Source organism: Flavobacterium sp. EDS (genome assembly GCF_020991525.1).
Classification (GTDB): Bacteria; Bacteroidota; Bacteroidia; order Flavobacteriales; family Flavobacteriaceae; genus Flavobacterium.
This window is the reverse complement of record NZ_JAJMOZ010000003.1, coordinates 292,419-306,778: the sequence shown is the minus strand read 5'-3', so window position 1 is coordinate 306,778 and position 14,360 is coordinate 292,419. Positions and strand designations below refer to the sequence as shown.

At 31.7% G+C, this 14,360-nt stretch carries 15 protein-coding genes; 8 read left to right on the top strand and 7 right to left on the bottom strand.

Annotated elements, in window-relative coordinates:
* Nucleotides 1-60 precede the first annotated feature (60 nt).
* Genes LPB87_RS06725 through LPB87_RS06715 form a run of 3 tightly spaced genes read right to left on the bottom strand, consistent with a single transcriptional unit; the run spans nt 61 to nt 2,077 of the window.
* Nucleotides 61-774: a tRNA threonylcarbamoyladenosine dehydratase gene (locus tag LPB87_RS06725; RefSeq protein ID WP_129538199.1), complete on the bottom strand. Its 714-nt coding sequence runs from the start codon at nt 772-774 to the stop codon at nt 61-63.
* 53 nt (nt 775-827) lie between these two features.
* Nucleotides 828-1,475 carry a TatD family hydrolase gene (locus LPB87_RS06720; RefSeq protein WP_230605400.1) on the bottom strand — a complete coding sequence of 216 codons (648 nt, stop codon included), beginning with the start codon at nt 1,473-1,475 and terminating at the stop codon, nt 828-830.
* On the bottom strand, nt 1,475-2,077 hold the full coding sequence (locus tag LPB87_RS06715) for a DUF1684 domain-containing protein (protein ID WP_230605399.1): 603 nt from the start codon (nt 2,075-2,077) through the stop codon (nt 1,475-1,477). Before LPB87_RS06715 ends, LPB87_RS06720 begins: the two co-directional genes overlap by 1 nt.
* A 95-nt stretch (nt 2,078-2,172) precedes the next feature.
* Here LPB87_RS06715 and LPB87_RS06710 point away from each other — a divergent pair, with 95 nt between their 5' ends.
* From LPB87_RS06710 to LPB87_RS06680, 7 genes are all read left to right on the top strand, one after another.
* Nucleotides 2,173-3,393 carry an MFS transporter gene (locus tag LPB87_RS06710; RefSeq protein WP_230605398.1) on the top strand — a complete coding sequence of 407 codons (1,221 nt, stop codon included), beginning with the start codon at nt 2,173-2,175 and terminating at the stop codon, nt 3,391-3,393.
* 178 nt (nt 3,394-3,571) lie between these two features.
* Complete coding sequence (locus LPB87_RS06705) at nt 3,572-3,931, top strand: BlaI/MecI/CopY family transcriptional regulator (RefSeq protein WP_129538195.1); 360 nt, start codon at nt 3,572-3,574, stop codon at nt 3,929-3,931.
* Between the two features lie 6 nt (nt 3,932-3,937).
* Nucleotides 3,938-5,605, top strand: a complete 1,668-nt coding sequence (locus tag LPB87_RS06700) for a M56 family metallopeptidase (protein ID WP_230605397.1) — start codon at nt 3,938-3,940, stop codon at nt 5,603-5,605.
* A gap of 34 nt (nt 5,606-5,639) precedes the next feature.
* Nucleotides 5,640-5,999 (top strand): BlaI/MecI/CopY family transcriptional regulator, encoded by a 360-nt coding sequence (locus LPB87_RS06695; protein WP_129538193.1) that lies wholly within the window; start codon nt 5,640-5,642, stop codon nt 5,997-5,999.
* 6 nt (nt 6,000-6,005) lie between these two features.
* Entirely contained in the window at nt 6,006-7,691 is a 1,686-nt protein-coding gene (locus LPB87_RS06690) for a M56 family metallopeptidase (RefSeq protein WP_230605396.1), read from the top strand.
* A 31-nt stretch (nt 7,692-7,722) separates the two neighbouring features.
* A complete protein-coding gene (locus LPB87_RS06685) occupies nt 7,723-9,213 on the top strand; it encodes a serine hydrolase (RefSeq protein ID WP_230605395.1) in 1,491 nt (496 codons plus the stop codon).
* An 87-nt stretch (nt 9,214-9,300) separates the two neighbouring features.
* The gene (locus tag LPB87_RS06680) at nt 9,301-9,441 is read left to right on the top strand and encodes an SsrA-binding protein (protein WP_230605394.1); all 141 of its coding nucleotides are present in this window, start codon (nt 9,301-9,303) and stop codon (nt 9,439-9,441) included.
* 82 nt (nt 9,442-9,523) lie between these two features.
* On the opposite strand, the gene LPB87_RS06675 is transcribed toward LPB87_RS06680, so the two are convergent.
* Nucleotides 9,524-10,078: a fasciclin domain-containing protein gene (locus tag LPB87_RS06675; protein WP_230605393.1), complete on the bottom strand. Its 555-nt coding sequence runs from the start codon at nt 10,076-10,078 to the stop codon at nt 9,524-9,526.
* Nucleotides 10,079-11,026: 948 nt separating this feature from the next.
* Here LPB87_RS06675 and LPB87_RS06670 point away from each other — a divergent pair.
* Nucleotides 11,027-12,337, top strand: a complete 1,311-nt coding sequence (locus LPB87_RS06670) for a site-specific integrase (RefSeq protein ID WP_230605392.1) — start codon at nt 11,027-11,029, stop codon at nt 12,335-12,337.
* A 350-nt stretch (nt 12,338-12,687) separates the two neighbouring features.
* On the opposite strand, the gene LPB87_RS06665 is transcribed toward LPB87_RS06670, so the two are convergent.
* The 3 genes from LPB87_RS06665 to LPB87_RS06655 are packed head-to-tail and all read right to left on the bottom strand — an operon-like array spanning nt 12,688 to nt 14,358.
* Entirely contained in the window at nt 12,688-12,966 is a 279-nt protein-coding gene (locus LPB87_RS06665) for a DNA-binding protein (protein WP_230605391.1), read from the bottom strand.
* A gap of 16 nt (nt 12,967-12,982) precedes the next feature.
* On the bottom strand, nt 12,983-13,288 hold the full coding sequence (locus LPB87_RS06660; protein WP_230605390.1) for a hypothetical protein: 306 nt from the start codon (nt 13,286-13,288) through the stop codon (nt 12,983-12,985).
* 11 nt (nt 13,289-13,299) lie between these two features.
* Nucleotides 13,300-14,358, bottom strand: coding sequence for a hypothetical protein (locus tag LPB87_RS06655; RefSeq protein WP_230605389.1), 1,059 nt, complete (start codon nt 14,356-14,358; stop codon nt 13,300-13,302).
* Nucleotides 14,359-14,360: the final 2 nt, after the last annotated feature.

Below are 14,360 nucleotides of genomic sequence, written 5' to 3'. Positions count from 1 at the left end.
GTATTTAGATTATATACTATACGCATTCTTAATACTGGTACTCTAAACGGTGACTGAATACTATTTCTTTAGCAGATAACGAATTACCGTTTCGGCAGCATATAAACCAAATAATCCTGGCATATAGCTATTTGTTCCATAAAATGATTTTTTAAAATTAGATCCATCAGTCATTTTTAAACTTGCCTCATCCTGAATCTCTGAAGAAAAAACCACTTTTAGTTTATCTATTTTAGCTTCTTTTAACCTTTTACGAATTGTTTTAGCAAAATAGCAATTTACAGTATTAGATATATCAGTAACTTTTACTTTTGCAGCTTCCATTTTTCCTCCAGCTCCCATGCTACTAATTATTTTAATATGCTTACGCTTAGCCGCAATAATCAAATTTAATTTTGGAGTAACACTATCGATACAGTCCAAAACATAATCAAATTCTTCGGTAACTATCTCAAATGCACGCTCTGGTGAAAGAAACTCCTGAACACGTATTAATTTTAATTCTGGATTAATATCCATCAAACGATCGCCTACGATTGTAACTTTTGGCTGTCCAACAGTCGAGTGTAAAGCTGGTAATTGTCTGTTTATATTGGTAATATCTACTACATCTCCATCTACGATTGTCATAGTTCCTACTCCTGCTCTTGCCAAAAACTCAGCAGCAAAAGATCCTACTCCACCTAATCCAACAACAAGAACATGTGAATTTTTAAGATTATCTAATCCTTCTTTTTTAAATAATAATTCGGCTCTTTCAGTCCACTCTGCCATATAATTTTGTTTAAAGTTTAATGTTATTAAGGTTTTAAAAATCTGAACCTTTTTTATTTATTAAATACTGTTTTATAATTACTAGCAAGTAATTGCTGTAATTCATCAACTGTACTATTTTTATATTTTGCTGCTATCGCATACACTATAGCTATAGATTCATCGACTGTATCCGTTTCTAGAAAAAAACGGTTATTAGGAATACTTTTAAAAATAGTTTCTAAATGAGGATTCCTGATTAAATGTTTTCCAAAAGAAAGATAAAATCCATTGTCTAAAAGTTGTTTCGCTACTTGCTCATTTTTAGAAAAACCATGAATAATCATAGGAACTGTAATTCCTAATCTTTTCTTCAAAGCAATCACTTCCTGAAATGCTGCTACACAATGTACCACAACAGGTTTTTGGTGTTTTTCTGCCAAAAGTAATTGCCTTTCAAAAACAGCTACTTGTAATTCAAACGGAACTTCTGTTCGTTTGTCTAAACCACATTCGCCAAGAGCCAAACAATTTTCGGCAGTCATTTTTTGATTTATAATTTCCAGATCAGCTTCAATTCGTTCCTTTACAATATACCAAGGGTGTATTCCGATAGAGTAAAAAGCTACGCTTTCGTCAAACTCATTAGGATATTGATTGACTATATCCAAAACATCTGGACGATTTGCTGATTTATGTGTATGGAAATTTAAAAATTGCATTAATCATGAAACTTTTTAACACCTGCTTCTATTGCCACGTTTAAATCGTTCTCTAAAGGTACAATTGGGCAAGAATATTTATGGTTATAAGCGCAATACGGATTATATGCCTGGTTAAAATCAATTACAATTGTATTTCCTTTTGGGATTTTTAAATCAATGTACCTTCCTCCTATATAAGTTTCTTTTCCAGAAGTTAAATCCGAAAAAGGTAAAAATAGATGATCTTTGTATTCTTCTTTTTTAGAAAGGTCAATATTTCGATATACATTTAATTGTAAATCAACTCCATCAATAGTAAAATATACCGTTCCATATTTTATATACATTGGCTTTCTTGCTGTAGAAGTTTTCATCTCAAAAGGTTTCTCTTTTTTGGCTTTTACAAATTTAGCCACGACAGCATATTTTTCATTTATTGGATAAAAATCTAATGTCTGGAAAGTTTTTAAATCTTCAGGAAGCAACGGACTTGTTTTTGCATCTGCATATTCGCTATTAATTGTCTTTTGAAAATTTTCGGCAGCAACACGATCAAATTTTTCTTGAGCAAAGCCAAAGTTAAATACTAAAAGGGCTAAAAACAGAATTAGGTTTTTCATCTTATAAATTTTAGCAAAAATAGTTTAAAAGTAACAAAGCAACAAAGACTGTAAGTTACAAAGTTTTATAACTTTGCACATATAACCCATTTATAATGCTAATCAACGCCTTTCAACGCTATATAAACAATTTTAGAGGATTTTCTAGAGAAATTTGGATACTTACACTTGTCACGTTTATTAATCGTGCTGGAACAATGGTTCTACCGTTTTTATCGAAATACTTAAAAGAAGACCTTCAATTTTCATACAATGAAGTAGGCTGGATTATGGTCGCTTTTGGGTTAGGCTCTATGTTGGGTTCTTGGCTTGGTGGTAAGCTATCAGATAAAATAGGCTTTTACAAAATAATGGTATTTAGTTTATTTACCAGCGGGGTCTCTTTATTCTTTTTACAATACATAACGACTTTCTGGGCATTGTGCTTTGCAATGTTTAGTATTATGGTCATCGCCGATATGTTTCGTCCTGCAATGTATGTTTCGTTAAGTGCTTATGCCAAACCCGAAAACAGAACTCGTGCCTTAACATTGGTACGCCTTGCAGTAAATCTCGGTTTTGCTGCTGGTCCAGCATTAGGAGGTTTAATTATTATGGGAATTGGTTATAAAGGATTATTTTGGGTGGATGGTGCTTCTTGTATTGTAGCAATTTCAATTTTTGCATTACTGGTAAAAGAAAAGAAAAAACCAGTTCATGACAGTAGTCACGATATAATAAGCGAACCTAAATCAGTGTTTAAGGACAAAATATTTTGGGCGTTTTTATTTGTAAGTTTTGCAACTGCTATAATTTTCTTTCAGCTTTTTACAACGCTACCATTATATCACAATGAAAAGTTTGGCTTAAGCGAATTGCAAACAGGATTATTAATGACACTAAATGGACTTATGATATTTTCACTCGAAATGCCAATTGTGAGCTACTTAGAGCGAAATGCTATTCATAAAATAAAGATAATTATCTATGGTACTATATTAATGGCTTCAAGCTTCTATTTATTATTAATTAATGTTTGGGCTGGAATACTTGTATTTGCAATGATTATAGTTTCTCTTGGCGAAATATTAGCCTTCCCTTTTTCTAATGCTTTTGCTTTAAGCAGAGCGCCACGAGGTCAAGAAGGACGCTATATGGCTTTATATACTATGAGTTTTAGCTTGGCACATATTATTAGCTCCAAAGTAGGTTTTGAATTTATTACCCGATTAGGATATCAATATAATTGGTTCATAATGGGAACTATTGGGCTAGCTGCAACCATATGTTGTTTTTGGATTCAGAAAGAATTACAAAAAGAAAACAGCATTTTATAACTACACAAAAAAGCTTCTAAAAGCAAACTAAAAACCTGTTAAACAATATTTTAAACCAGAAATACGTTTCTAATACGACTTCTTTACACTAGACCGTAACTAAAAAAATAGTTCAATAACTGCTTTTTTAGTTGTGCAACTATAAAAATAGTTGTACGTTTGATTTAAAATTAGAAAAATGCAAAAGTTAACCAACAAAGAAGAAGAGATAATGCACATTTTATGGAAGCTAAATAAAGCATTTGTAAAAGAAATTCAGGCTGAAATTACTGAGGATCAACCGCATTACAACACGCTATCGACTATTGTACGAAACTTAGAAGAAAAAGGTTTTGTGGCTCATACTCCATTTGGAAACACACATCAATATTATCCTGTAGTAACTTTAAAAGAGTATAGCAAACGTTTTATGAATACGGCAATTGACAATTATTTTAATAGCTCGTATAAAAATATGGTTTCTTTTTTTGCCAAAGAAGAAAAAATTTCGGCAGACGAATTACGTGAAATTCTAGAAATGATCGAAAACAAAAAATAATAATTTATGGAAGCAATTTTCATCTATATTCTTAAAACTAGTGGACTAATCACCCTATTTTATTTGGCGTATTATTTTTTATTGCGAAAAGAAACTTTTTTTAATAGCAATAGATGGTTTTTATTAACGGGATTAATCACCTCGGTTGTATTGCCTTTTATAGTTTATACTAAAACAGTTTGGATTGCTTCTACTCCAACTTCATATATCAATAATTATCAAATTTATACTCCCCAAAATAATCCGGATGTATCACTTGTTGATTGGAATTTTGCTTTAATTGCTATTTATGGTATTGGATTCTTGGCTCTATTAATAAAATTTGCTTTTGATTTCTATAGTTTAAATTCTGTTTTAAAGGGCCAAAAAATAAAACAACAAGCTGATTTTAAATTTATTGACATAAAAGAAAACATCGCTCCTTTTTCTTACTTTGATTATATCGTGTACAACTCATCATTGTATAGCGATTTAGAACTAAAGAGTATTATTGAGCATGAAAAAGTACATAGTGAGCAAAATCATACAATAGATGTTCTGGTATCAAGAATCTTTTGCATATTATTTTGGTTCAATCCCATTGTTTGGCTTTATAAAAAATCTATTCTACAAAATCTTGAATTCATAGCAGATAGCGAAGCTGCACAAAAAATATCCGACAAAAAAGCATACCAATACACGCTTTTAAAAATAACAACACATGAGAATTGTGTTGCAATCACCAATCATTTTTTTCAATCATTAATCAAAAAACGAATCATTATGTTAAACAAAAATCAATCAAAAAAGAGAAATTCATGGAAATACTACGTTGTAATTCCAGCACTTGTAGCTTTTGTACTTTTATTTCAAGTTGAAATTATAGCAAAAGAAAAGGAATCCATCAAGAATGAAACCCTGAAAACAGATCCAATAGAAGAAATAACTGATGTAGATATTTACAAAATTAAAAATAGCGCAACAGATCAGGAATTAAAAGTAATGGCCGAAAAACTAAAACAAAATCACAATATAGATGCTGTTTTCTCAGATTTAGAACGCAATTCCGAAAATTTGTTAAAAGCTATTAGAATAGAGGTAAAAAGAGGCTCTGAATTAAACCAGACCTTTCTCTTGAATGAAAGTAAAGCAATTAAAAACTGCGGAATTATCGTAACGACATACAAAAATGGCTCTAAAAAAGTTGCCTTTACTACTGATAAAAAAGTTGAGGATAAAAAAAGAGCTAAAGAACTTAAGAATGAGCCTAAAAATAATAAAAGCTCGAGTGTCTTTACTACTACTTCAACTACCACTAGTGATAACAATGTTGCCATTACTATTAATAATGATGATAAAGATGCTCATGATATAGCTATTCAATTAAAAAATGATGAAAATGCTAACAGTAGCAGTTTTACGAGTATTAAAATTAATAAAAATGCTAATTCAACTAAGGCAAACACTGACACAAAAACTGAAACTACCATCAAAATATCTTCTCCAAAAAAAGGAAACTCAAAAAAATCCGAACAATTAATAATTATAGATGGTATTATAGTTTCTGATATAAGTCTAGATGAACTTGATTCGAAAAATATCAAATCAATGAGCGTATATAAAGGACCTGATGCAATAGCTAAATACGGAACTCAGGGAGAAAATGGTGTAATTGAAATTGTAACCAAAAAATAACATTCCAGATTGCATCTAAAATAAAACTAAAAACATGCAAAAGTTAACTAACAAAGAAGAAGAAATAATGCATATTTTATGGAAGCTAAACAAAGCATTCGTAAAAGAAATCCAAGCAGAAATCACTGAGGATCAACCGCATTACAACACCCTATCGACTATTGTACGAAACTTGGAAGAAAAAGGCTTTGTAGCACACACCCCTTTTGGGAACACGCATCAATACTATCCTGTAGTAACTTTAAAAGAATATAGCAAGCGCTTTATGAATACAGCAATTGATAATTATTTTAATAGTTCGTACAAGAATATGGTTTCTTTTTTTGCCAAAGAAGAAAAAATTTCGGCCGATGAATTACGTGAAATCTTAGATATGATAGAAAACAAAAAATAATAATTTATGGAGGCAATTTTCATCTATATTCTTAAAACTAGCGGACTAATCACCTTGTTTTATTTAGCGTATTACTTCTTATTGCGAAAAGAAACTTTTTTTAATAGCAATAGATGGTTTTTATTATCGGGATTAATCACATCGATTGTATTGCCTCTTGTTGTTTATACCAAAATAGTTTGGGTTGCCCCTGTTCGTACAAATTTTACTTTACCTATAAATAATAATGTTATACAAACAATTCCTGTCGAACAGAGTTGGTTTGATACTCATTTAAATTTGTGCTTGGTACTATTGTATGTTTCAATCATCTCTATATTATTATTAAAGTTTGCTTTCGACTTTTATAGCTTAAAAAGAGTTATTAAAGGACAAACCATTCAAAATCAATCCGATTTTAAGTTTGTGGATGTTTCAGAAAATATTGCTCCATTTTCATTCTTCAGTTATATTGTGTACAACTCATCACTGTACAATTCTACTGAACTAGAAAACATTCTTGAGCACGAAAAAATTCACAGCGAACAAAATCACACCACAGATGTATTGATATCAAGGATATTCTGTATTGTATTCTGGTTTAACCCAATTGTTTGGCTTTATAAAAAAGCCATCATGCAAAATCTGGAATTCATTGCCGATGTTGAAGCCTTGAAAAAAATAGCCGATAAAAAGGCCTATCAATACACACTTTTAAAAATAACAACACACGAAAACTGTGTTGCAATCACCAATCACTTTTATCAATCATTAATCAAAAAACGAATCGTCATGTTAAACAAAAATCAATCAAAAAAGAAAAATTACTTAAAGTATGCCTTAATACTTCCCGCATTAGGAGCATTTGTATTCCTATTTCAAGTAAAAGTTATTGCACAGGAAAAAGAACAAAAGGAAGTAAAAGAAGACATTATTGTAAATACAAAATCTGATCCTAAAAATGTATTTGTATACAAAATTAAAAAGAATACAACAGATAAAGAATTAGATGAAATTGTACAAAAATTAAAAACAAATCATGAAGTAATCATTGCATTCAGCGATATAACAAGAAATTCGACTAATGAATTAACTGGAATACGTGTTGACATAAAAAGAAAAAATGGTAAATCGCAAATCATGCAAACTAGTGGCAATGAAGCCATAAAACCTTTTGGTGTTGTTATAATAAAAAACGAAGATGGTACCGAATCTATTAATTTACAAACTGGTAAAGATATCCATCAGCCTGTAACTATGAGTGAAAGCTCAGAAGAAGATGAAAGTTATAATACCAATGAAGATTTTCCTATACCTCCAACGCCACCAACACCTCCGGATACTCCTGAATTTCCTGAAGGACCAATGCCTGTTGCGAATATTGACATGTCAAAAATGCCAAAACCTCCTGTACATCCAAAAGATATAAATGATGCAAAAGCTATGCAAAAATTCAACAAAGAAATGGCTGAATTTAATAAAAAGATGGAAGCTTTTAAACCAAATATGTCTGCTTACGAAAAAGAAGTAGAAGCTGTAATGGCAAAGCGTGAAGCGATTTATGAAAAAGAAATGGCCAAATTCGACATTGAAATGAAAGAATTTGATTTAGAAATGAAGCAATTTGATCTAGACATGAAAAAATTCAATGTCGAAATGGCAAAATTTGACAAGGACATGCGAAAATTTCAAAAAGAAAGTAAATCAAAATAAGAAAAAAGAAACTATCTTTCTTTAATCTGTGATGAAAAATCATACACACATGCATTATTCCTTAATTGTTACTATGAAAGAAGCATTTTTAATTTCAGTATTTCTACTCATCTTCAACAGCTGTTTTGGTCAAAAAGCAGCTGTTAATCAAAACGAAATAAAACAAAAAATCGATAGCTATATTAATGAAGTAATCAAAATAAATGAAATCCCTGGTGTAGCACTAGCAGTTATCAAAGACGGAAAAGTTATCTACGAAAAATACTCTGGAAAAGCTTCTTTTGAGGATAATAAAGCAGTAGATAAAAACACTGCTTTTAAGATTTTCTCTACAACAAAATTGATAACAAATGTTGGAATTTTTCAACTTATCGAGAAAGGAAAATTATCTCTGGAAGACCCGATTTCTAAATATCTTGATAATCTCCCAAAAGAATGGCAAAGTATAAAAGTGAAGAATTTATTAACTCATTCATCAGGCTTACCAAACATCGTAATGTTTGAAGACATTCCGATTACATTATCCTATAATGAAAAAATGGCACTGTTATCAAAGAAACCAATGGAGTTTGCAACTGGAAGTGAATACAATTACAATCAAACAAATTATTTGTTCCTTACCAAGATAATAGAAAAAATAACAGGTTTGTCGTTTGAAGAATACATCATGCAAAATCAATTCCCAGGAGTTAAATCTGGAGTTTATTTCTCCTCTAATTTTGGTGAATCGGTGCCTAACAGCGCATTTAGGTATAATTACAATAGTAAAACAAAGGAGTATGTAAAACAAACCTCAAATAGTGGTGCTGATCTCCATTCGGCAAATGGTCTAAATATTACTCTGCAAGAATTTATTCGTTGGAATGAAAATTTAGATAAAAATACTTTCTTAAAAAAAGAAACAAAGTATTCAATGTGGGAACCATTTAAATACACTAATAGTACTCAAAATTTTGGATATGGTTGGGATTTTTACCCTGTAAACAAAATCATCTCGTATGGTTTTACAGGCGGAAATGAAACTGCTTTTAGAAAGTTTACTAAAAACGATTTAACTATCATTTTTTTATCTAATGGTCACAAATATGGCAATTTATCTGTACAGTCTCAAGTAGTAAATCATGTAGCAGGAATTGTAGATAAAACCTTAATCGATGATTACTTACTGGCTGACGAAAAGATAACACAGGATTTTTTGAAATTAGACTTTACCAAAGCGGAGCAAAATTATCTTGCCCTAAAAAAGAATCATCCTGAGTGGAAGTTTGAAGACAGATTAAACGCTATTGGCTATACATTGATGAATTACGAAAGAGTAAATGATGCTATAAAAGTTTTTGAATTAAATACAAAAGAGAACCCTAAATCAGGAAATGCATTTGATAGTCTAGCCGAAAGCTACTTTAATAACGGTCAGATTGAAACCTCTAAACAGGCGTATCAAAAAGCGCTGGAGCTTTCGCCAGAAAATGCAAACGCCAAAGAAATGTTGGCTAAAATAGATAAACTACTTGCAAAATAGTATTTAAAACTTAATTAAAATTCAATAAAAAGGGCTTTGTATCACTACAAAGTCTTTTTTTATATCTTTGAAAAAAATCCTACTCTTATGTATAAAATTCTAGCTCAGATAAATAAATTGATTTTATCCAGTTTTACAAAACAAGGACTTGATATAACAAAAGCAAAGAAATGGCAAATGGCTATTATTGGTTACCGCTATTTTGTTACAGCACGCGCTTTAGGATAACATATATTATTCATTAAACACAAAAAAGTCCTGTACAACATACAGGACTTTTTTTGATTATTGGAGCAATCGGGTCTAAATATTAACTTTTAGGCAACAACACTGTATTAATTACATGAATTACACCATTAGATTGATTCACATCTGCAATAGTAACTTTTGCTTTATTTCCGCTTTCGTCACTTATGTACAAATCTTTTCCTTTCATCCAGGCTGTTAGCGTTCCTCCACTTACTGTTTTAAGCGAAGCTTTACCGCCACCCATTTTTATAGCTTTTGCGATATCGGATGCATTCATTTTACCAGCTATAACATGGTAGGTTAAAATGGTTTGTAATTTTTTAATATTTTCTGGTTTCAACAATGTTTCAACTGTACCTTTTGGCAATTTATTAAATGCCTCATTTGTTGGCGCAAAAACAGTAAATGGCCCTTTACCTTCTAAAGTTTCTACTAAGCCCGCTGCTTTAACCGCAGCTACTAATGTAGTATGGTCTTTTGAGTTGACTGCATTCTCAATAATGTTTTTGTTAGGATACATTGCTGCTCCACCAACCATAACTGATTTTTGAGCGAAAGAAGTTGCTCCAAATACTAATGTAAAAATTACTGCTGTTAAAATGTTTTTAGTTTTCATGACTTAATTTTTTAGTTATAAAAGCATTTACGACATAACATCCTATTTGGTTTTTAATATTCGGAAATAAATAAAACAAAGATGCTGAAACTCCATAAAAACCTACCAAACAAAGAATTAACATCTATTAAAAACATCTTATTTGACTGTTATATTTTGTTTCTGGTTTCAAATTCTGGACTGAAAACCGAGGCCGATAATCCTTTAAAAATTAGCAAAAAAAAACCGAGTCATTTCTGACTCGGTTTTTCATTATTGTTTAAAGAAGAATTATTTTACTTCTTCAAAAATAACAACACTGATTATCAATTAATTACACAGCAATGATACAAATATGGTACAAAACAGCTATTTTATTTCAGGAAACAAGATATTTCCTTTCTGAAAGCCAATCATTTTAAACTTTATTAGACAGACTTAGTTTCTGAATAAACTAAGTTTTTTTAATTAGAAAGAAATTCTCTCTGATCATTAAAAAGGAAACAGCACCTCCTATCTTTTTATCTCTTCTAAAATCTTACTGTTATATTCATTATGCTCTATCAGCACCGAAACATAGTGATGCAATAAAAAGGATGTATCATTCCAAGCAGAGCCATATTATCATCTTTAACAGGTTAAATTGATCTTCATAGGTTTCAATCCTGCTCTCCCCACGAAAAGGGGAAAAGAAGTGAAAAAGGCTACTTTATCAATCTTTTCAAAAAACCCGAAAAACGTGCTAAAACCTGCAAATCCAAGGATTCGCAGGTTTTTTGCTTTTAAAACACTTTTCAATCTTTATAAAAGTACTCAAAAGTTTTGTGGCAAAATCGTGGCACATTTGGGTGTCTGCAAAATGTGCCACAGAATTGAACCTAAACACTTGCAAACACAGGGGTTAAAGAGGTTAACGACTTGTTTATTTGATGCTATAATTCTACATTTATTAATCTAAAAAGTTGAATTATGTTAGAAAGCAGCTTTGGGTTGGTTTTCTTTTTGAAAATCCCCCGCAATGAAAGTAAAATTAGAACAGTTTATCTTAGGATAACTGTGGATGGAATCCCTAAGGAAACCTCTACCAAACGCAAGTGGGAAAGCGCCCGCTGGGACCAGAAAACCGAAAGAGCAATCGGTACAAAAGAAGATGCAAGATCCCTTAACTTTTTTCTGGATGCACTGATTTTAAAAGTCAATGAATACAAAACAGAAATTATGTACAGCGGTAAACCAATAACCTCAGAAAAAATCATGGATTACGTACTGGGAAAAATTACTCCAAGAATTAAGCTATTGGAGGAATTTCAAAAGCACAATGATGAAATGACTGCCCTCTTAGGCAAAGGATATGCAAAAGGAACACTAGACCGCTTCACTATTACTAAAAATCATTTAACAGCTTTTATCAAATTCAAATTTAATAGTACAGATCTTGAATTCACAGATCTTAATCTTGAATTCATAAAAGACTTTGAATTTTACCTCAGAACAGTTCGAAATTGTAGCAATAATACAACGCTTAAATATATTGCTAATTTCAAAAAAAATGTAATCCGTGCCATTGATAAAGAAGTTATCCTAAAAGACCCATTTAAGAACTTTAAGAGCCGAAAAACCAAAATAATAAAGAAACCTCTTTCCACTCAGGAATTATATGAATTGGAAAGACATTATTTTACCACAGACCGACTCAATGTAGTTAGAGATGTATTTGTATTTCAATGTTACACAGGACAAGCATACATAGACGCGTTTCAACTAAAAAGAACGGATATAAAAAAAGGTATTGATGGGAATTTATGGATCATGTCTGAAAGACAAAAAACGGGTTCTCCCACTAATGTTCCATTATTACCCCAAGCGCTAAAAATAATTGAAAAATACAAAGAACATCCCCTCTGTTTACAACGAGGTACCGTTTTACCAGTATCTTCCAATCAGAAGATGAACGAGTATCTGAAAGAAATTGCCATCCTATGCGGATTTCCTTTTACTCTTAATACACATATGGCTCGCCGTACTTTTGGAAGTACTGTGACATTAAACAATAATGTCCCCATTAATGTAGTAAAGGAAATGCTAGGACATGCATCTGTAAAGCAAACGGAAGCTTACGCCATTACTGAGCAGGCAACCATTGGACGAGAAATGTCACTACTTAACAAAAAACTAAATAAAACTAGCAAAAAAATGTCCGACTCAGACTTGGCCATACTTAGCAGATTGGAGAAAGAAATAAAAGAAATTAAAAAGAAATATAATATTTCACCATCCTAAATCATGAACTAAAAATACAAATAGGTACTGCAAAAGAAAGGGGTTATCTCAAAAATTGAGATGCCCCCTTTTCATATAATTCAACTTCGCTTCTATAACCTGGATGATAAGAAGGATAGTATTTAATATACCCAAGATGTTGGAGATCCTTAAAATATTTATGGTATGTGGGAATTGTATTTATATGAGACAATTCCATAATCTTACTACGGCTCACATTGATTCTCTGTCGCTGTCTCTGTTTATATCCCAAGCTAAGAATTGCCATTAAAATTACCAGATGCCATACAGTAAGCCTTGAATCATCCATATACGTAGATATCCAACTCATGATTTGGTCTTCACTTGGCTCAAGGGTTCGGTTCATCACTAAAAAGTTTTTGAAGATCTGCCTTATTGTAATAATACGAGCCCAGAACTTTTTTGAACCGTACTTTCCCAGTAACTCTTAGATTCTGCAATGATCCTGCAGACATATCCATCATTTTTCTCACTACCTTACTTTTCAGCCATTCAGGGTTTAGTAATTCTGTTTGCGAAGAAGTGGTCTCTTTAATCACTACACGTATTCTATCCAATAACTGTAGACCAAACTGTCTTAAATCGTCTTTTGTTACAATTTCTTCCATAATACATTTTATAAAATTATACATCAATACAATCTTCCAGCAAAATAAAATACACCTTGCTCCTCCTCTTTCTATTACGACTCGGTTCATACCTAATATATCCATACTCGTTTAATTCCCGTATGCATTTATAATATGTTACTGGTCCTGTTATTTTTGCAATCTCCATAATTTCATAACGATACACCTCAATAGGATTAATAAACCCCATACTTGTTCTATATTGTAGTAATGCAGCATATATACCAATATGAGTGATACTTATTCTGTAATCTTTCTCTATTGCTTTAAAGAAATCACATAAAGGTTGTAGTGTTTTCATTATTTCCAAGTTTATTGACTTACATGCAGTCCATTTCGCCTGGAATGATTCATCCGTGGCGTCTCACTTACTTTTTGTATTTGCCTTACAGTTTCCGTCTTTTTATCACCCAAGGCTGTTGCAAGTGTAATTTTCCTCGAGTGACCATCATAAATGTTTACAGATTTAAACTGAGGATTTGCTTCGATGTAAAACTGATGTTCTTTTCCGTTTTTAAGTAAGGTCACCAACTCTCTGTTCCCTTGCCTTAAGGCATCTTGTAATTTACATGCATTCGTTTTATTTGACAATTCCTTTAAGGGCAGTTCCTGTAAAGCACTTTCTAGACTATAACCATAACTGGAATGAAATTCCTTGATACGATGATCGCCGCTGACGTCTTTATCATTAAGGTCTAGTTGTCTCCAAGATCCTTCCTTTTGAATGGCTCGTCCCGCTAATAAATTATATGCCTCTGTTACATTAATAGAATTTTCGTGCTGTACTTTGAAGTATTGACTTCTATTTTCTTCAGGGTTTGATTCGTTTTGAAAAGTGGTTTTATAACCTCCAAATTGATACCGTCCACTCTGGTCTTTTGCAAAAGATAATTCATGATACAGACGCTCCTTTTCATTGACATAATAGGAAATTGGAATAGTAAATTGTTCCTGACCTTGTTTTAATTGCTGTTCAATATGACTTGACAAATCTTTAAAACCAATGCGCTGCACCTGATCATACAGCGCTTGATTGTTCTTTTGCTCTTCTTTCACATCATTTCGTACTGCAATTTGATCTATAAGTGGTGCAACGACCAGTTTACGAATAAGGCGCACTAATAAATTAGGATACAGTTGTTTTAATATCTTGTTCTTTTCTTGCTTGAGCATCTGCAAAGCAAAACGTTCCTCAATATTTTTAGTCCCTTTATACTTTGTTCCAATGCGTTCGTAATGATGTAATTTTTCTTTAATCAACGATCTATTGTTGGAAAGACTGAAATTAAACAGTTTACTAAAACGCTCTTCCCTAGAGCGCCACTGGTTTAATTCCATCTCTACTCTGTTAACAGGAAGAGATTCGTTCATGA